We start from the raw sequence: 18,799 nt of genomic DNA, 5'->3' as shown, positions 1-18,799 counted from the left end.
CATGCCCTGCCCAATCAAGAGAAAAGTTAGCCCAGCTTTATTGAAACAGAATTAATGATTTCCCCTAAAACATAGGGGAAATATTGCCGAGTTCATCAAAGGTGAAGGCAACAGTGCCGATCTCGATGATTTTATCCTTGCGATGGTTGAAGCCGGTCGTTTCGGTATCGAGAATAACGCCCGTCAGCGGAAATCTTGGCCGCGCCGTCGCTGTGACGGTGCGAAGCTCAGGCTCATACGGGTAGTTAGCACTCTCGAACTCTCGGCACCATATTTGTCTTCGCCACTTCGAATCAAATCAATTGCTTGGCTTTCGAAGCGGAAGACGGCCTATTCTCCAAGCGGAAGTTCAATTTCTTCGCGGTTTCTTTTTGCGCCCTCGATCAGGACCGTGTTGAGCCGCTCGGCATCTTGTGCCGGCAGCATTCCCGCCCCGGTTCGAATACCTTCTTGCCACGCAGACCCACGCTCCCATGCTTCGTTGTAGGCGAGCGCCAAGTCGGCAGAGCGCCTTGTCTGCTGCAGGGCTTCAAAGAGCAGCGCAGCTTGACGAACGTTCTTCTCTCGCTTCGCCGGCCCCAGCCCGTCAGTGTTTCGGCGGCTGGCGACTATGAGCTTGTGGACCGCATACCGGGACGGATCAGGGACGACGACTGGGACCCCGCTTCGGTGGAGCAGCATTGTCCTGACGGGTTCGCTTATGAGGAAGTCGAGAAAGCGAAGTGGATCCGCGCTGGCGCCACCAAGGGCGGGCATCTTCGCCGGTTGGTCGACGTAGTCATCCGAATCACGGTTCGACGTCAGGAATTCAACCCTGTAGCCGTCGGCATTCTGAAACGCCGACGAGGCCGCGGATCACGATCGATGTGGAACTGGCCGGAAGCTGGCGTCGACGCCCTGCAGCAGCTCAACAATCGGAGGTAGACTGTCTTCAACCTCCCGACTGATGGCATAGTCCTGGGCGATGTCCGTTTCGCCGGTCAGGATCACAGCCATGGGAAGGCGGACGCCCAGCAGTCCTGAATAGCACTGAAAGGCCACCGTGCCGATGAGAACACCCCGGAACCGAAAGAGACCGCCATCGGCAAGAGCCTCGACGATGTCGCCCGACATGGCATCGGGGGCGATCATCCCGCCTTCGCGGGTCAGGGAATTTACCAAGCGCCTGCGAGCGCGTAGATCGTCCTTGTCCAGCTTATGATCAGCTACGCGTTGCGCGATAACCGGATCATCAGCAGAACTGACGTAACGACGTTTCGTACCACCATGTCCATGAAGTCGATGGACTTCATGAGCGCGACTTCGTGTTATACTGTTTTTTCAAGAACAGTATAACGATCGAGGGGATAGGTCGCAAAATGGGATGCGACCTCTATCGCCTTGAAGGGATCAGAACCGGCGACCCCTTTGATACAAATTACTATCCGTTTGAAATTACTCAGTAGCGGACATTGGTGAGCTGGTGAAAACATATCCACGCGCCAGAGACCAATAATGCTATCTGACGCCCGCAAAACTTGTCTGTCTCCGTGCGACATGTAAATCTGCTCTTGGGGAATATGGCTGACCGACTTGCCGGATAACGGTGGGGCCGACGTTCGCCGAGGGGGAACGTAATGATCGAGCATCTCAGAGTGGGCGCGTCCGCTCACTTTTAACCTCAAATGCAAATATGGGTCAAAGCGTTGTGAAGCTGAACAGACCCTGTTTTGCGCCTCGGTTGTAAAAGATAAAGGCAGCGATATAGAGAAGGCTCCTGACCTTGCGTCGCCACCCGCCTCGGTCATTACGGCCCCGCCATAGGAATGGCGACTCTGTGTCGAGCAATCTTGTCGTGTCCGGCAGTAGCGCCGTATAAGGCGCTATGACGTCTGATTCAAAGATTTTTGTCGGCCTGAGACCGACGCGGAAGAAACCGGCTGAACATCGCGAAACAAGCGGTCCGAGATGCCAATGGGACGGATGCGACAAACAAGGCATGCATCGCGTGCCCGTGGGAGCGGATGCTGAGGGGCTGTACCTGTTGTTTTGCCGTGGCCATGCAAAAGAGTATAGCGAAGGCTACAATTACGTCACGAAACTGTCGAACCCCACCACGGCCCGCTATCAGAGGGAAGCGGCAAGTGGCAGCCGTCCTAGCTGGGGCGTTAGAATCAATCACACTTCTGAAACGCCCCTCCCCTCCTCAATTCGTTCCGGGACCGCGAAAACGATCAATGCAAGAAAAGACACTGCACAAAGGCAAGCGGCGAAAGCGGTCCCTCATTCCCGCAAACTTAAGGTGCTGGAAGCAAAAGCATTCGAAACGCTCGGTCTTTCACCGAGCGCGACGCCGGATGAAATTAGAAGCCGTTACAAGCAGAGGCTCAAGATGCACCATCCCGACGCAAACGATGGAGACCGCGCATCGGAGGAGGCGCTTCGGGCGACGATTGACGCCCATAGAATCCTGAAGCTCAATGGCTTCTGTTAGGTGCGATACATACTGGATCGCCTTGATGGCATCTGAACCGTGGACCAAACTATTGCGATGCGTGGGATAGCAAAGATTCATGGAACTGAAATGCATACGTATTTCAACTCAACAAATTCATCTATCCCATGACTAGCGCCCTCACGACCGAGCCCCGACATTTTTACTCCACCGAACGGCGCTTCGGCTGTCGAGATCAGCCCGGTGTTGACGCCGACCATCCCATATTCGAGCGCTTCGGCCACGCGGAAGACCCGCGACAGATCGCGTGCGTAAAAATAGGAGGCGAGCCCGAATTCGGTATCGTTTGCCTGTTCGATGACGTCCTGCTCGTCGCGGAACCGAAAGAGCGGCGCAAGAGGCCCAAAGGTTTCCTCGCGGGCGACCTGCATGTCGGCACTAACATCGCGCAGAATAGTCGGCTCGAAGAAAAGGCCGCCAAGCGCGTGGCGGTTCCCTCCTGAAATGATCCCTGCACCGCGTGCCACAGCATCGCTGATATGGGCCTCGATCTTGGCGACGGCGTTTTTGTCGATGAGCGGGCCAAGCACGACATCACGGTCCAAGCCATTGCCAACCTTCAGCGCCGCAACGGCCGTCGCGAGCTTGGCGGCAAACGTCTCGTAGACACCGTCCTGGACATAAAGCCGATTGGCGCAGACGCACGTCTGGCCGTTGTTGCGGAACTTGGCGATGATCGCGCCCTCGACAGCGGCGTCGAGATCGGCATCGTCGAACACGATGAAAGGCGCGTTGCCGCCGAGCTCAAGGCCGAGCTTTTTGATCGTCGGCGCGCATTGCCGGTAAAGCAATTCACCGGTCCGGGTGGAGCCGGTGAAGGTCAGGACCCTGATGTCGCGGCTTGCGGTCAGGACGCTGCCGATTGCGGCTGCATCCCCCGTGACGATGTTGAGAAGACCGGGCGGCAGGCCGGCTCGCTCCGCAAGAACGGCGAGCGCGATTGCGGAGAACGGCGTCTGCGGCGCCGGCTTGAGAACGACGGCACAGCCGGCGGCAAGCGCCGGGCCGACTTTACGGGTGATCATCGCATTCGGAAAGTTCCAGGGCGTGATCGCCGCCACCACGCCTGCGGGCTGGCGCAGCACGAGGATGCGCTTGTCCTTCTGATGTCCCGGTATGATTTCTCCGTTGATGCGTCTTGCCTCTTCGGCAAACCATTCGATGAAGCTCGCCCCATAGATGATTTCCCCTTTGGCTTCGGCGAGCGGCTTTCCCTGCTCCAGCGTCAGGATCATCGCCAGATCGTCGCGGTTTTCGATCATCAGGCGGTGCCACGCCTTGAGAACGGACGCACGTTCTCCGGCAGTCTTCTTCGCCCAAAGCTTCTGGGCGATGACGGCCGATCGGATAGCATCCTCCGTTTCGACGGCACCGAGGTCTGGGACCGCCCCCAACGCCTCGCCCGTCGCCGGATTGTGGATCATCGTCGCCGGGCGGCCTTCCGCTTCGATCCAGTAATCGGCGACCGGACATGCCTGACGGAACAGCGAGGGATCTTTAAGTTGCATATGACACCTTTCAGCAGAAGACGTGTGCGGCATCCGGATCGAACTCCAGATGCACATTGTCACCGCGGCTCAGGCCCGAGATGGCCTCGTGGCCGAAGGGCAGCCGCACGGACAGGGTTTCGCCGGCGGCTATCCGTGTCGTCACATGCACATTGTTGCCGAGGAAGGTGATATCGTTGACCGTCGCACTGAGGCCCTTGTTCACGCCCGCCTTGCGCCCGAGCCGGATGCGCTCCGGCCGTAGCATCAAGGCCGCATGACTACCCGATGTCGGCCGGCCATGCACCGGAATGCTCTCGAAAACGGTCTTGTCGCCGAGCGAGATCGTCGCCTGGCCATTGTCCGAAGAGAGCAGATGGCAGGAGATGAAATCGCTGTCGCCGATGAATTCCGCGACGAAACGCGTCCGGGGATTGGCGTAGAGTTCCGGCCCCGTGCCGATCTGGTCGATGACGCCCTTTGAGAAGACGGCGATGCGATCCGAAAGCCGCAGCGCCTCCTCCTGATCATGCGTCACATAGAGGATCGTCACCTCCGTCTGCTGGTGGATGCGGCGGATCTCGTGTTGGATCTCCTCGCGCAGCTTCTTGTCGAGCGCTGACAGCGGCTCGTCCATCAAAAGCACCGGTGGATCATAAGCGAGCGCCCTTGCAAGAGCCACGCGCTGTTGCTGGCCGCCCGACATCTGCGCGGGCTTGCGATCCTCGAAGCCTTCGAGCCGGACCAGACGCAGCATTTCCCTCACGCGGCTGTCGACCTCGGCCTTGGACTTGCGACGAACCTTCAGCGGAAAGGCGATATTCTCTCCGACAGTCAAATGCGGAAACAGCGTATAGCGCTGGAACACCATGCCGATATTGCGCTTGTGCGATGGCGTCGACAGCAGGGTCTCGCCATTCAGCTGGATATCGCCCTTGGTCGGCTGCTCGAAACCGGCGAGGATATAGAGCGTCGTGCTCTTGCCCGAGCCGGAGGGGCCAAGAAAGGTCAGGAACTCGCCGCGCTTGACCTCGAGATTGACGTCGTGGACTGCGACGACGGGGCCGTATTCCTTGCGGATACCTTTGATCTTCAGGAAGGATTCGCTCATGATTTCAGAACCTTGCGTACGATCGCGGCCAGCGTCATCAACGTGACCGTCAACAGAATGAGAAGTGTGGAGGCGGCAGCGACCACCGGGGTCAGATCCTGCCTGAGCGTTGCCCAGACCTTGACCGGCAGCGTCTGCAGTGTCGGGCTCGCCATGAAGATCGCCACCACCACCTCATCCCAGGATGTCAGGAACGAGAAGACCGCCGCCGAGAATAATCCGTGGCTTATGGCAGGCAGCGTGACCCTGATCTTCGCCTCGAGCGGAGACGCGCCGCAGAGCACGGCCGCATCCTCGATGGACTTGTCGAAGCCTTCGAGCGCGCCGGAGATCGATAGAATGGAAAAGGGCAGCGCCAGGACGAGATGCGAGAGCACGAAGCCGGTCAAAGTGCCCCCAAGGCCAATTCGCAGGAAGAAGGCATAAAGCGCCACGGCGAAGACGACGACCGGAAGGATCATCGGCGTCAGAAACAGCGCCTTCAACGCATCGCGAAACATGAATTTTCCGCGCACGAGGCCGAAGGAGGTTACCAGGCCGAGCAGCACCGAAAGCACGGTGACGATCGCCGCGATCTTGAAGCTCGTCCAGGCGGAAGCCAGCCATTGCGGATCGGAAAGCAGCTCCGCGTACCAGCGCCAGGTCCAGCCCGGCGGCGGAAAGATCAGCCATTGCGACGAGCCAAACGACAAGGCCGCGATGAACAGGATCGGCAGCAGCAGGAAGGCTGATGTGAGAACCGTGATCGCGAGAAGCACATATTTCCACCAACCAAGACGGTCGAAATTCAACAGCATCTCAGCGCCCTCCCGTATTCTGTACGCCGAACAGCCGCAGCTGCACGGCATAGATTGTCAGCGTGACGACGAGCAGGACGAAGGCGGCCGCTCCGCCCATGCCCCAATTGACCAGGGATTGCACGAATTGTGCGATGAGCTCCGCCAGCATCATATTCGCCGTACCGCCCAGGAGCGAAGGCGTGACGTAATAGCCAAGCGACATGACGAACACCATCAATGCGCCCGCCATCATACCGGGAGCGGCAAGAGGCAGCAGAACGCGGGTGAGGCACTGCAATCGACTTGCGCCGCAGAGTGCCGCCGCCTGCAGCACGGCCGGATCGATCTTCTTGATGACGCCGTAGAGCGGCAGGATGATGAAGGGCAGCATGATATAGGTCATGCCGATCGTGACACCCGTCAGATTGTTGACGAGGGCGAGCGGCTTGTCGATCAGACCCATGCCGACGAGCATCTTGTTGATCAATCCTGTGCGCTGCAAAAGCACCATCCAGGCATAGGTCCGGGCGAGCAGGTTGGTCCACATCGACAGAAGCAGGATCGCAAAGACCACCGAAGACCAGCGCGAAGGCATGATCGCCAGCGTCCACGCGACGGGAAAACCGATCAGCAGCGATATGACAGTGACGAGGCCCGATACGATGAAGGTATTGGCAAAGATCTTCAGATAGGTTTCGGATCCCAGCAATTCGGCATAGTTGCCAAGGCCGAATGCCGGCTCCAGCACGCTGCGCAGGAACAGCGCGATGACCGGAAATACGAAAAAGATCGTCACGAAGGCCAGAGCCGGCGCCACCTGTGCAAATCCGGTGGGCTTTGCCGCCTTGCGCGCCGGTGCGGCCTCGTCCGCAGCGTCAATATATGTCGACATGGCAATTCCTTCCCATCGGGGCCTGACGGACAGCCACGGCTGCCGATAGGCCCACACCTCGCATTGCCGCACCGCGGGCCGAGGCCCGCGATGGCGTGGAACGGTTCAGTTCCTCACGGAATCTCTGAACCGTTCCATCTTCCTGCTTCTACGCAATTCTGGACGGAAAACCGCTGCGCACTTTTCCTGGAATTGCTTAGGTCATCTCCAGATCTTACTTCGCCTGCCAGGCGTACCACCTCTTGCCGATGGCATCGCGGTTTGCGGCCCAGTAATTCATATCGGCATTGACCTGGCTCGCCGTCTGCTGGTCCGGCAGGGTCTTGGCCGTCTCCGGATCCATCAGCTTCGCCGAGTCGAGATTGATCGGCGCATAGCCCGTGGCCTTTGCCAAATCGGCCTGCGGCTGCGCCGCGGTCGCCAGCGCGATGAATTTCATCGCCGTCTCCATGTTCGGAGCACCTTTGGGGATGACCAGGGAATCCGCCGCCGTGATGTTCTGGCTCCAAGACGTCTCCGTCTTGACGCCGCTGTTGGCAAGCGCGGTCATGCGGCCGTTCCAGAGACTGCCGAAGGGTGCTTCCGCCGACGCCAGAAGCTGCTGCGACTGCGCGCCGCTCGACCACCAGACGATGTCCGACTTGATCGTATCGAGCTTCTTGAAGGCGCGGTCTAGATCGAGCGGATAGAGCTTGTCGGCGGGAACGCCGTCGGCGAGCAGTGCAGCTTCGATGACGCCCGGGGCGGACCATTTATAGAAGGTGCGCTTGCCCGGGAATTTCTTCGTGTCGAAAAGATCGGCCCAGGTCTTCGGGCAGGCGTTGACGGCATCGGCATTGCATCCGATGACGAAGGAATAATAGAAACTGCCGACCGAATAGTCGCCGACGAAACGCGGATCGAGCTTGGACTTGTCGATGACGGAAAAGTCGAGCTTTTCGAGCAGTCCGTCCTTGCCGGCCTGCGCGGCATAATCGCCCTCGACATCGACGACGTCCCAGCTGACCTGCCCCGCTTCGACCATCGCTTTCAGCTTGCCATAGTCCGTCGGGCCGTCCTGCATGACGCCGATACTGGTCTTTGCGGTGAACTGGTTGGCCCAGGCGACCTTCTGCGCATCCTGCGTCGTTCCTCCCCAGCTCGTGAAGACCATGGTGTCGGCCTTGGCGGGCATGGATGCGGCCATCATTGCGGCAAAGGCCGCGAGTGCAATTCTTGCTTTCATGTTCCCTTGTCCTTGTTTTTCAGTTTTTGGAGGCATGCCTTATGCGACCGCCCGTTCATCCCAAGGGGGAGAAACCGGCAGGCTTCATAATCTTGTTTTCCGCTTGTTCGATCAGGTCGCGGATCTTCGGCAGGAAAGCCTGCCACTCGGGATCCGCCGCCAGCCGCCCCCGCCGCGCTTCGCGATCGTCGAGGCTTGCATAGGACCAGATGTGCACGATCTCGTTGATGACCCCGATTTCCGAATAGAAGTAGCCGACGAGATTGCCGAGATGCGCCTTCTGGATCGCAATCCCTTCCTCTTCCACGACCTTCAAATATTGCGGGACCGTGCCGTTCTTTAGTCGGTAAGTGCGGATCTCGTAAAACATCGGCCTCACCGCATGACGAAGGGATCTGGGATCGGATCATCGGACGTCCGCAGCCAGATGGTCTTGGTGCGGGTATAATCGAGTGCGGCCGCAAGGCCGCCTTCCCTGCCGTGGCCGGAGAGGCCGAAGCCCCCGAACGGCGCGATCGGCGATACCGCGCGATAGGTGTTGACCCAGACGACACCGGCACGGATGCCCTTCATCAGGCGATGGGCGCGCGTGAGGTTCTGGGTGAAGACACCGGAGGCCAGCCCATAACGAGTATCGTTTGCGAGCCTCAAAGCTTCGGCCTCGGTCTCAAAGGAGACCACCGACAAGACCGGCCCGAAGAATTCGTCGGTCAAGGAAGGCGAGTTGACGCCATCGCAATCCAGGATCGTCGGCGGGAAGTAATAGCCCACGCCATCGGGCCTTTGCCCGCCGGTGACGAGCCTGGCACCGCTCCTTATGGATTTCTCGACAAGAGCCGCCACATGATCCTGCTGGCGCTTCGTGGCAAGCGGGCCGACTTCGGTCGCCATGTCGAGCGGCGAACCGATGCGGATCGCCTCTGCCTTGCGCTTGAGGATCGACAGGAATGCGTCCTTGACGCTGGCCTCGACGATCAGGCGGGAGCCGGCAACGCAGCTTTGGCCGGTCGCCGCGAAAATGCCGGCGACCTGCGCATTGGCGGCACTTTCGAGATCGGCGTCGGCAAAGACGATGAAGGGCGATTTGCCCCCCAGTTCCAGCGATGTCGAGGCAAGGTTCTCGGCCGAATTGCGGATGACATGGCGTGCCGTCTCCGGCCCGCCGGTAAAGGCGATATGCGCGACTTTTGGATGGCGCCCGAGCGCTGCGCCGCAGGAAGGGCCGAAACCGGTGATGATGTTGACGACGCCGGCCGGAAAACCTGCCTCATGAACCAGTCGGGCAAATTCGAGCAACGGCGCCGGCCCCTCTTCCGACGCCTTGACGACCATGGTGCAGCCGGCGGCGAGCGCCGGGCCGATCTTGACTGCCGAGAGGAAGAGCTGGCTGTTCCAGGGCACGACCATGGCGACGACGCCGATCGGCTCGCGGCGCAGCCAGACGTCCATATCAGGCTTGTCGATCGGCAGGTAGGAGCCTTCGATCTTGTCGGCGATGCCGGCATAGTAGCGATAATAGTCGGCGACATAGGCGATCTGCGCCGAGGTCTCGCGAATGATCTTGCCGGTGTCGCGCGTTTCCAGTTCGGCGAGCCTTTGCGCATTGACTGCCACGAGATCGGCGAGCTTGTAGAGAAGCTTGCCGCGCTGCGTCGCCGTCACCTTCGCCCAGGGGCCATCGTAAAGCGCCTTTTCGGCGGCGGTCACCGCGCGGTCGACATCGGCCTCGCGTGCTTCCGGCATCTCGGCCCAGGGGTTGCCGGTCGCGGGATCGATGCACTCGAACCGGGCCTCCCCGTCCAGAAACTCGCCATCGATATAGTACTGGAAGCGCTGCATGGCGTTTACTCCGCAAATGCCGGCATGACCTCGGTGATGAAGCGTTCGAGCGAAGCCTTCTTGCGCTCGAACGACATGCCGGTGTCGATCCAGAAGGAATATTCGTCGTAGCCCATTGCCTGATAGGTCTTCAGCCGGGCGATCACGGTCGATGCATCACCGACGACATTGTTGCTGCGCATGACCGCATCGGACAGCATGGCATTGGCGCGAATGTCCTCTTCCGGGATGCGCTCGATCAGGCCCTGATGGATGGGCTTCTCGTTCTTGAACCAGGCGAAGAAGTAATTGTAATAGACGCTGAGCTCATGGGCGGCCCGTGCGATGTCGTCCTCGGACGAACCGACATAGGTATGGCGCAAGAGCATGATCTTCGGCCGCTCGATATGCGAGTTCTTCACGCAGGCATCGTTGAAGCGGCCCATCAACGCCTCGACTTCATCATCGCCCTGCCAAAGCGGCGTCACCTGGACATTGCAGCCATTAGCGACGGCGAATTCATGCGAATTCGGGTCGCGTGCCGCAACCCATATCGGCGGGTTCGGCTGCTGCAGCGGCTTCGGCGCCGAGGTGGTCGAGGGGAATTTGAAGAACTCGCCCTCATGGGCGTAGTCGCCCTGCCAAATGCCTTTGACCGCCGGGATCAGCTCGCGCATGCGCTGGCCGGCACCCCAGGCGTCGAGACTCGGCAGCAGCCGCTCGTATTCGAAGGAATAGGCGCCGCGGGCAATGCCGATATCCAACCTGCCGTCGCAGATGATGTCGGCCATGGCCGCTTCGCCGGCAAGCTTGATCGGATGCCAGAACGGCGCAATCACCGTTCCCGTGCCCAGCCTTGCCCGCGACGTACGCCGCGCCAGATCGGCGATCGTCACGAAGGGGTTGGGCGCGATGGTAAAATCCATCCCGTGATGCTCGCCCGTCCAGATCGCATGCATGCCGCCCTTGTCGGCAATCTCGCAGAGCGCGACGAATTCCTCGTAGAGACTCTTGTGGGTCTGGCTCGCGTCGAGGCGTTCCATATGAACGAAGAGAGAGAATTTCATGCTTGCACCGCCTTCCCCGAGACCGGCCGCACCATGCCGGAGGTCTCATCGCCAAAATAGACACCGAAATTGCCGATCTGACTTTCCAGCGCGAAGCGAGCGACGATGTCGGCCGTCGAACTGGTCTTGAAGCGCACTGTTTTCAGCGCATCCGGCTTTAGGAACCTGCCCTCGCGCGGCTCGCCTTGCGAAGCGAAGGCGCGATAGACGATATGATGCTTGCCGTCGCTTTTGCCTTCATAGACCGAATAGAGAAAGCCGACCGTTACCGTAAGGCCGGTCAGCGCCTGCAGGTACTGGCCAAGAATGTCAGCTGGGCTTCCTTCGCTGCCTTCGCAATCTGGGAGGGCAAGAACATCATCCCCGAGTAGCAGGATCTCACCGTCACGTTCCAGGACCGCACCGAGTTCGATGTTACCTTCCGCAGCGGCGGAGACCGCCTTGCTGGCCAGGATCGGTGTAAAATAGCCGCCACGGGCATAGCCGAGGCCATTGCGACCGCTATTATCGAACGAAACGATGCGTCCCATCAGGACAACATGATCACCGGCTTCGATCACTTGGCTCATGGCGCATTCGAACCAGGCAGCGACATCGGAAAGGATCGGACAGCCATCTGCTCCCGAATTCCACTCGACGGCGGCAAACCTGTCTTCGACGGGCCGCGCAAAGGTGTTGGAGACGGCCTTCTGCGTCTCCGACAGCACATTGATCGCAAAATGCTTGGCGCTCGTAATGGCCTCGAAATTACGCGAGGTCTTTGCCAGGCAGACAAGAAGAAGCGGCGGGTCAAGCGACACCGACGTGAACGAGTTTGCGGTAAAACCGATCGGCAAACCGGCCTGATCACGCGCGGTTACGACCGTGACGCCGGTCGGAAATGCACCGAAGGCGTCGCGCAGCGCCCTTGGGTCGAAGTCTTGCGTCGTCATCTTGCGTCCTCCCCGCATGAAAGCCACTCGGCGAGCAGCCCGTTGACGATATCTGGTGCCGTCAGGTTCACCATATGGCGATGCCCCTCGACGATCCGCACCCGGCCTTTAGGCGCTGCCGCCGCCATCTGCTCGGCCATTAGCGGCGTCGAATTCGGGTCGTCCGAACCCGTCAGGAACAAAGCCGGCACCATGACGCCGGGCCAGCGATCGGCATAGGTCTCATCACCGCCGGCGAAAGCGGCGTAGGCCGTCGCATATCCCAGCGGATCGACGAGGTTCAGCCAGTTGCGCGTCAGTTCGCGTGCAACGGAGCTTTGCGCATCGTCGCCAAACCAGCGCCGAAGCGGCCCTTCCTTGTCGACGCCCGTCACCGGAATGGCCGCAGCCCGCGCAAGCACGGCAGCCTTCGCCTCCGGATCGCGCCGATAGACCCCGTTGAGGTAAGCGACGCGCTTGACGCGCTCGCCGAAGGTCGCGGCCACCCCTCCCGACACCAGCGCACCCATGGAGTGCCCGGCGACATTCGCCGTTTCGATTTTCATCTCGTCGAGAAAGCGTTCGAACCAGGCGACGAATTCCTGCAGGCGGCTGCCTATCGGCAGCTTTGCGCTCTCACCGTGTCCCGGCATGTCGACGGCGATGACGCGATGACCCGCCGAGAGAGATGCAATCTGCGGAGCCCAGGCTTCGAGCCGCATGCCGACGCCATGGATCAGCACCACCGGCTCGCCGCGCCCGGCCTCGTGATAAGCCGTTCCGCCTGCTGTCTTCTTCCGAGGCAAGGCACCGTCGGCGCTCTTTGCTGCAGCGGTGCCTGCGGTCGATCCAGCTGCCAGCATCTCTGAGTCCCCTCTCAAACGCCCGCAGGATTGGCGACGTCCTGCCCCAGGTCTTTCAGATCCTGGTAACGGTCGCCGATGCGGTGGTGGGGACGCCCGCCCACCGAGGCGCCAAGGGCCACGACGATCTCGTCGGCAGCCGGCGCGTCGGGGATCGACGTCTGGATGGTCAGGTAGTGCGAGCGACGACCTTCATCATTCTTGTCCATGAGCGGGATCATGATCGGCGCATTGGCCGGCCCGCGCGTATTGCAGAAGGCAAGATAGGACTTGGCGCCGACGGCGTGGCGATAGTGATTGCCGAACCGCAGCGTGTGGATCAGCGCCGATGCATGTTCGATCTCGCCGTTCAGTCCGACGACGGCCGCTTTGCCATAGGCTTCGACGGCCTCGCCCGAGCCGACAGCCTCGATGATCATCTTGGTGAGCAATTCACCGAGGATAGGGGCGGCGGCGTGAATCTCCGGCTTCAGATCCTCGACAAAGCCGCGACCGGCCCAGGGATTTTTGACGATCGCGCATGCCGAAAAGAGCTTCAACGGCACCGCCGCTGCCCTGCCCCCTTCAACAAGCGTCGTTTCGATCTGCAGGAGAGTTTTTCGGATCTGAAGGCTCATAGCTCGCTCCCATTTAGGATTAGATATTATGGTATGCCATAATATCTAACTGTCAAGTTCGTTTCTGCAAAAGCCGCCAGCCTAGTCCGCCGATTTTTATATACGTTACTAAAAACAGTTAGTTACCCGTATTTTCTCGGTTGTCTGCCGAGCCGCTGTCCATAGGACGGCTTCGAGACTTCCTCGATGACGCACGAGCGATGTCGAGCCTCGGAGGCAATTTGGATCAGCTTGTTGTCAGGCGTTGGAGGCGCTGCGTCGACAGCCCGCAGGCGCTCGACAAATCTGAAAGGCAAAATGATCCCAGTTCATATGATACCGCCTTAGATATTATTGATTATGGCATACCATCACACTGGGCGAAGTTGGGTGTCAAGCCTGGAGTGCGGCCTCTCCGGGATTCCACGGAGTCGCGACTGCGAATGTTGAAAGACATCAAATGGCCGACGGAGCAGCATTTATGGCTGCATCCGACAGAAGGCCAGCGGCGCCGGCGCTGAGTTAATCAGCCGACTTCTTGGCCGACAGCACCGCTTCGGCAATCGCACTGGCGGCGGCGATGTGATCCGTCGCGGCCTTGTAAGCCCCCTCGCCGTCACCCCGGCGGATGGCGTCGACGATCTTCGACATCTGCGCAGGCCCCTCGATGCCGCGCCGCTCGGTCTTTATCGTCATCGAGCGCAAGTGATTTATCCGCACGGTGAGAAGATTGACGACGCCCCAGGCAACATGCCTGTCGACCATGGTGAACAGCGTCTGATAGAAGGAAGAGGTATTCGCCAGCACGCCCGCCATATCGTTGTCGCGGTAGCTGTTGCGTATCCCGGTCAGGGATTCTTCCAGGGCAGCGACGATTTCGGGGCTGCTGCGCTCGGCGCATAGCCGCGCCGCCATGCCTTCGAGCGCGCCGCGGATCTCATAAATCTGCTTGGCTTCTTCGATGTCGAGCTGGGCGACGATCGGCCCTTTGTTCGGCAGGTTGGCGACGAGCCCTTCCGATTCCAGGTGCCTCAGAACCTCGCGCACGACCGTCCGGCTGACGCCGAGCTGGGCGCAGAGATCACGTTCGACAAGGCGATCGCCGGGACGGAAATAGCCATTCACGATCGCTTCGCGGACCTTGTCCAGCGCCAGTTCCCGCAATGTCTTTGTCGGACGCTCGACCCGAATTGCTGCGTCCTTCAGAGCACCGCTCATTCTACACCTCAGAGTTGGACCGGCTTCGCACCACCAAGTTCCGCCGCGGCAGCCGAATTGGAAAATCGTATTATGGCGTACCAGATACTGTAGCTGTCAGCGGCCAGCAATTCAACAAGTACCGTGACCTTGGGATTCCCGATCTATGCTTCTGACGCCGGCTGCGTCGAGACGATCTCCTCGACGACGGCCTTCGCCTGCACCCGAATGTCAGGGGCGGCCGTAATTTCTCAGAATTGCCCGGCCGTCAAGACGCCGACTGCAATAGCCCGGCGGGCGAAATTCCGAGGGACATTTTCGTTAGGTTTTGGCGGCACCTAAAATTCGAAGTCCTGTGGTTTGACGTCTTCGGCGCCGTGCCTGACACGAAGAATTACAATTCTGTCTGGATACGAGCGATAGCAGAGCAGCGGTTCCAATAGGGGAACGCACGGAAACCTGGAGCGATATGGTCGCGGGGCGAGCCAGTGAAATCCACCTCGGCAATCCAAGCTATCTTGGCAGTTAGGTCGGCCAGAAATTCCTGTGCATAGTGAAGACTGTTTTCGGCGATATAGCACCTTATGTTCCGCAAGTCGCTGATTGCAGGTGGCGCAATAATCAGGCGTTTCGGTTTGATGGCCCTATCCTTCGTTCATAACGTCTTTGAGTAGATCGGCACCATTGGCATATTCCTTGGCGAGGCCTGCTTCAATTTCCTCGTCTGCCGTCTGTATGCCTCTGCGAAGGACCTGCATTTTGAGTTCGTGATCGGCAAGCAAGCGGATCCCGGCGCGCACGGCTTCAGTCTCAGTACCGAACCGTCCGTTCCGCACAAGATCCGATAGAATTCCATCGTACCTGTCACCGAGAGAAAATGTTTTTGCGCGTGCCATGACCTATGCTCCGTTGAGCCTGAAAATATGACAAATACAATACTTTTACAATATTCGATTAATGCGATGTGAGGTAATATCGGTGCGTATCGGCTCAATGAGGACGCCAGGCGCTTCTCGCCTTGGGCCGGCCGTTCTAAGCTTGCCCTGCCCCCTTAAACGGATGGGCAATGACGTCTCAGCTCGACATGTTTTAGGAAAATGCGCAAGGCCTTCGCAGATCGTCGGCCCCCAAGCATACGTCTTCGACAGGTCGGCTCGGCGCCCGACGAAGCCGAGATGGTGCGGATCCTGGAAGCGACCGGACGCTATCAGATCCTCCGAAAACTTGAGCCGCGGGCGATCGCCGCTACCCCAAGGCTTGGTTATCCTCTGCGCGGCGTCATCCTCGACACCGAGACGACCGGGCTCGATGCGAGGAAAGACGAGATCGCAGCTGTTGATATTAAGCGCAACCTATTCGATAGTGACGCCACGCCAACGCACCACTTACTCCCCACCACATTATCCCGAGACTTATATGCCCTTCATCCAATCGGTGTTTTCCCTGCCAAAGTGGCATATGAGCATATTGACGCTGTTCGGTGCCCTGTTTGCCATCATAGCGCCGCTTCAGGCCGCCCAGCCGTCCACACCCTGGCCACAAGCAGGAAGCGATCTGAAACCGGACCCGGGCGTGCGATTCGGCACGCTCACAAACGGCATGAAATTTGCCATCATGCATAATACTACGCCGCGCGGACAGGTCGCGATCCGCTTTCGCGTGGAAGCCGGCTCCCGTGACGAGGACGACGACCAACGCGGCCTAGCGCATTTTCTCGAACACATGGCGTTCAGAGGAAGCACACATGTCACCGAAGACGAGATGATCGGTCTTCTGCAACGAAAGGGGCTAACATTCGGACCCGATGTCAATGCCTCCACAAGTTTTAATGAGACAATCTATAAGCTCAATATTCCAGACGCCGACACTGATACGGTCTCCACCGGTTTAATGTTAATGCGTGAAATCGCGAGCGAGCTGAGGCTCGACGCTGGCGCACTTGAACGTGAGCGTGGCGTCATACTGGCTGAAGAACGTCAGCGCGATACACCGCAGGCACGCGCCGATCATGCCCTTGGCGCACTGCTTCTTGCCGGTCAGCTTGCGCCACTGCGTCTTCCAATCGGGGATACGATCGTCATTCGCAACGCGCCTGTCGACCGACTGCGTGACTATTACCGAGCTAACTATCGCCCCGATCGTGCCACCCTCGTCGTCGTCGGGGATATCGAGCCAACAGCCCTCGAGGCTGAAATCAGGCGTCGTTTCGGCGACTGGACTTCCATCGGACCCGCCAAAACAAGGCGCAATCTCGGCACGCTTCGGCCACATCATTCTCTGGCCGATATTCTAACGACTGGAAGTGGCGCAGCGCTTTTAGAGTTCGCCTGGATACGACCCCATGATCAGGCGCCGGACACGCGCGCTTTAAGACGTCAGAGAACAATTCGAGACATTGGCTTGCATATTCTTGCACGACGCCTCGACGTTCTGGCGCATCAGACCGACACCCCGTTCCTTAGAATAAAAGCCGGCGAGGAAGATCTGCTCAAATCCGCTGATATGATCGCGATTTCCGCTCTCGTCGCGCCCATCGCATGGCAGCGGGCATTGGCAGCCATTGAGCAAGAGCAACGTCGCATCGGCAAATCTGGAGCCCTCCAGCCGGAGCTCGAACGTGAACTTCAGAACGAGCGTGCCGCTTTGCAGACGGCAGCTGCAGGTGAGGCAACGCGGCCCACGACCACCCTTGCAGACGGCCTGATGGCAAGCACCGCAGCCGACAAAACTTTTATTTCCCCTGCCGACACGCTCGCCCTTTTCGACGATATCGCGAAGAGGCTGACGACCGCCGAGGTAAATAAGGCACTCCAGCGAACGTTCAGCGTCAAAGATCTGCGCATCATCCTACAAACGCCGGAAGCGCCATTCGGCCGCGAGGCTACTATCGACACGGCATACAAGACGTCACGGGCGACGGCGGTTTCAGGGCCAGCGTCGACCGCTATTCCCTCCTGGCCTTATACATCGTTCGGCCCGCCAGGGGTTGTCAGCGAGACACATGCTATCGAAGATCTGGGAATCACGTTGGTGCGCTTTGCCAACGGTGTACACCTGGCCATCAAGCCAACAAAGTTCAACGACGGCGAAGTTCTGGTGCGCGCCGACATCGGCCGGGGAAGACGTGATCTTCCGCTTACGCAGCAAAAAGCCGCCTGGGCAGCCGCAGCGTTTATCCCAGGTGGCCTGAAGGCCATCAGCTATGATGAGATGTGGCAAGCCTTGCCGGGTAAGGAGGTCAGCATACGGTTCTCGTTCAACGATGAGGCGTTTGTCCTCCAGGGTAAGACGAGGACAGAAGATCTGGCGACGCAAATGCAGATGCTTGCTGCCTATACTTCGGTTCCGGCCTTTCGTCCGCAAGCCTTCATACAGGTCCAGGAAGCTTACAAGCATGGCATCGCTGATCGAGAACTAACAGCGGGCAGCATAGCCGACCGTTATCTCCCTGGATTGCTGCATGCCGGCGATCCTCGCTGGGCAGCCCCTGACCAGCGGCAAATCTCTTCCACCACGCCGGCAGATTTCGAGGCCCAATTTGGGCCTTATCTGTCGAGCGGGCCAATCAACGTCAGTATCGTCGGCGATGTGACTGTCGATGACGCGATCCGTCTTACCAGCGCGACTTTTGGTGCGCTGCCGGTGCGGTCGACGTCGACGACCGTGGCGCCTGCGGTCCACTTTCCGGCGCCGACGAAACAGCCAGTTGTGTTGAATCAACTTCAGCGCCCCGACAATGCAGCTGCTCTCTTGGCCGCTCCTATCGGCGACCTTTTGTCCGATCTGCCAAGGACATATTCGGCGAAAGTTGCCGTGAGCATTCTCCTCGACCGTGTGATCGCGCAGTTTCGTCGAAACGAAGGCGCGACTTACACGCCTCGAGCCAACGCCGTGCTCTCGGAAGTTTTACCCGACTATGGCTATGCCTATGTCTATGTGGAGACCGCATCCAATGAGGTTAAACGCTTTTATGAGATCGCCGAAAAAATTCTTGGGGATCTGCGCACCGAAGATGTCACGCCGGATGAACTTGCGCGGGCCAAACAGGCCCTCTTCGAAGATATCACATTGAAACGCCAGCGGAACGATCATTGGCTGTCGCAGCTTTCCGAAGCTCAGGCCGATGCCCGCTACATCGACTTTCTGCGCTCCAATCAAAGCGGCTATGAGAATGTGACAGCGCAGACCGTGCGCGCCATCGCCCAGGTCTATTTCACGCCAGATAAATTCTGGAAGTTCGAGGTGCTGCCAGGAAGCTCCACTATGCGCTAGTCGCAGAGAAGGCGCTGCTTTCTCTAGCGTCTGGAACCGACGTAATGCGGTCATCCGGTTTGGGCGCCTTGAATGGGTTCAAACTAT

General features: G+C 59.2%; 16 protein-coding genes and 3 pseudogenes. 3 read left to right on the top strand and 16 right to left on the bottom strand.

Features of this window, described 5'->3' with window-relative positions:
• Positions 1-79 precede the first annotated feature (79 nt).
• From CCGE531_RS26885 to CCGE531_RS34450, 3 genes and pseudogenes are all read right to left on the bottom strand, one after another.
• Positions 80-274, bottom strand: a pseudogene (locus tag CCGE531_RS26885) (exonuclease domain-containing protein); the annotation flags it as partial.
• A gap of 56 nt (positions 275-330) precedes the next feature.
• Positions 331-1,266, bottom strand: a pseudogene (locus CCGE531_RS26880) (GSU2403 family nucleotidyltransferase fold protein); the annotation flags it as partial.
• A gap of 41 nt (positions 1,267-1,307) precedes the next feature.
• Entirely contained in the window at positions 1,308-1,787 is a 480-nt protein-coding gene (locus CCGE531_RS34450; RefSeq protein ID WP_162944041.1) for a hypothetical protein, read from the bottom strand.
• 77 nt (positions 1,788-1,864) lie between these two features.
• Here CCGE531_RS34450 and CCGE531_RS26875 point away from each other — a divergent pair, with 77 nt between their 5' ends.
• Positions 1,865-2,473, top strand: coding sequence for a J domain-containing protein (locus CCGE531_RS26875; RefSeq protein WP_120669643.1), 609 nt, complete (start codon positions 1,865-1,867; stop codon positions 2,471-2,473).
• 77 nt (positions 2,474-2,550) lie between these two features.
• Here CCGE531_RS26875 and CCGE531_RS26870 read toward each other — a convergent pair whose 3' ends face one another.
• From CCGE531_RS26870 to CCGE531_RS26805, 13 genes are all read right to left on the bottom strand, one after another.
• Positions 2,551-4,002, bottom strand: coding sequence for an NAD-dependent succinate-semialdehyde dehydrogenase (locus tag CCGE531_RS26870; RefSeq protein ID WP_120669641.1), 1,452 nt, complete (start codon positions 4,000-4,002; stop codon positions 2,551-2,553).
• Between the two features lie 10 nt (positions 4,003-4,012).
• Entirely contained in the window at positions 4,013-5,092 is a 1,080-nt protein-coding gene (locus tag CCGE531_RS26865; RefSeq protein WP_120669639.1) for an ABC transporter ATP-binding protein, read from the bottom strand.
• Entirely contained in the window at positions 5,089-5,889 is an 801-nt protein-coding gene (locus CCGE531_RS26860; RefSeq protein ID WP_120669637.1) for an ABC transporter permease, read from the bottom strand. Before CCGE531_RS26860 ends, CCGE531_RS26865 begins: the two co-directional genes overlap by 4 nt.
• 1 nt (position 5,890) lies before the next feature.
• On the bottom strand, positions 5,891-6,763 hold the full coding sequence (locus CCGE531_RS26855; protein WP_120669635.1) for an ABC transporter permease: 873 nt from the start codon (positions 6,761-6,763) through the stop codon (positions 5,891-5,893).
• Positions 6,764-6,977: 214 nt separating this feature from the next.
• Positions 6,978-7,988: an ABC transporter substrate-binding protein gene (locus CCGE531_RS26850; protein WP_120669634.1), complete on the bottom strand. Its 1,011-nt coding sequence runs from the start codon at positions 7,986-7,988 to the stop codon at positions 6,978-6,980.
• A gap of 55 nt (positions 7,989-8,043) precedes the next feature.
• Entirely contained in the window at positions 8,044-8,358 is a 315-nt protein-coding gene (locus tag CCGE531_RS26845; RefSeq protein WP_120669632.1) for an NIPSNAP family protein, read from the bottom strand.
• 5 nt (positions 8,359-8,363) lie between these two features.
• A complete protein-coding gene (locus tag CCGE531_RS26840) occupies positions 8,364-9,827 on the bottom strand; it encodes an aldehyde dehydrogenase (RefSeq protein WP_120669630.1) in 1,464 nt (487 codons plus the stop codon).
• Positions 9,828-9,832: 5 nt separating this feature from the next.
• Positions 9,833-10,873: an LLM class flavin-dependent oxidoreductase gene (locus CCGE531_RS26835; protein ID WP_120669628.1), complete on the bottom strand. Its 1,041-nt coding sequence runs from the start codon at positions 10,871-10,873 to the stop codon at positions 9,833-9,835.
• Positions 10,870-11,805: a flavin reductase family protein gene (locus CCGE531_RS26830; protein WP_120669626.1), complete on the bottom strand. Its 936-nt coding sequence runs from the start codon at positions 11,803-11,805 to the stop codon at positions 10,870-10,872. The genes CCGE531_RS26835 and CCGE531_RS26830 overlap by 4 nt, the downstream gene beginning before the upstream one ends.
• Positions 11,802-12,647 carry an alpha/beta fold hydrolase gene (locus tag CCGE531_RS26825; RefSeq protein ID WP_120669624.1) on the bottom strand — a complete coding sequence of 282 codons (846 nt, stop codon included), beginning with the start codon at positions 12,645-12,647 and terminating at the stop codon, positions 11,802-11,804. Before CCGE531_RS26825 ends, CCGE531_RS26830 begins: the two co-directional genes overlap by 4 nt.
• A gap of 14 nt (positions 12,648-12,661) precedes the next feature.
• A complete protein-coding gene (locus CCGE531_RS26820; RefSeq protein ID WP_120669622.1) occupies positions 12,662-13,264 on the bottom strand; it encodes an amino acid synthesis family protein in 603 nt (200 codons plus the stop codon).
• 501 nt (positions 13,265-13,765) lie between these two features.
• Positions 13,766-14,461: a GntR family transcriptional regulator gene (locus CCGE531_RS26815; RefSeq protein ID WP_120669620.1), complete on the bottom strand. Its 696-nt coding sequence runs from the start codon at positions 14,459-14,461 to the stop codon at positions 13,766-13,768.
• Positions 14,462-15,084: 623 nt separating this feature from the next.
• Positions 15,085-15,336, bottom strand: a complete 252-nt coding sequence (locus CCGE531_RS26805; RefSeq protein WP_120669619.1) for a type II toxin-antitoxin system ParD family antitoxin — start codon at positions 15,334-15,336, stop codon at positions 15,085-15,087.
• Between the two features lie 170 nt (positions 15,337-15,506).
• Between CCGE531_RS26805 and CCGE531_RS34945 the strand changes: the two are divergent.
• Positions 15,507-15,768: pseudogene (locus CCGE531_RS34945) on the top strand (3'-5' exonuclease); the annotation flags it as partial.
• 88 nt (positions 15,769-15,856) lie between these two features.
• Positions 15,857-18,712 (top strand): M16 family metallopeptidase, encoded by a 2,856-nt coding sequence (locus CCGE531_RS26795; protein ID WP_120669617.1) that lies wholly within the window; start codon positions 15,857-15,859, stop codon positions 18,710-18,712.
• Positions 18,713-18,799: the final 87 nt, after the last annotated feature.

This window comes from Rhizobium sp. CCGE531 (assembly GCF_003627795.1).
Taxonomy (GTDB): Bacteria; Pseudomonadota; Alphaproteobacteria; order Rhizobiales; family Rhizobiaceae; genus Rhizobium.
The sequence above is the reverse complement of the archived record's forward strand: the minus strand, read 5'-3'. Positions and strand labels throughout refer to the sequence as shown.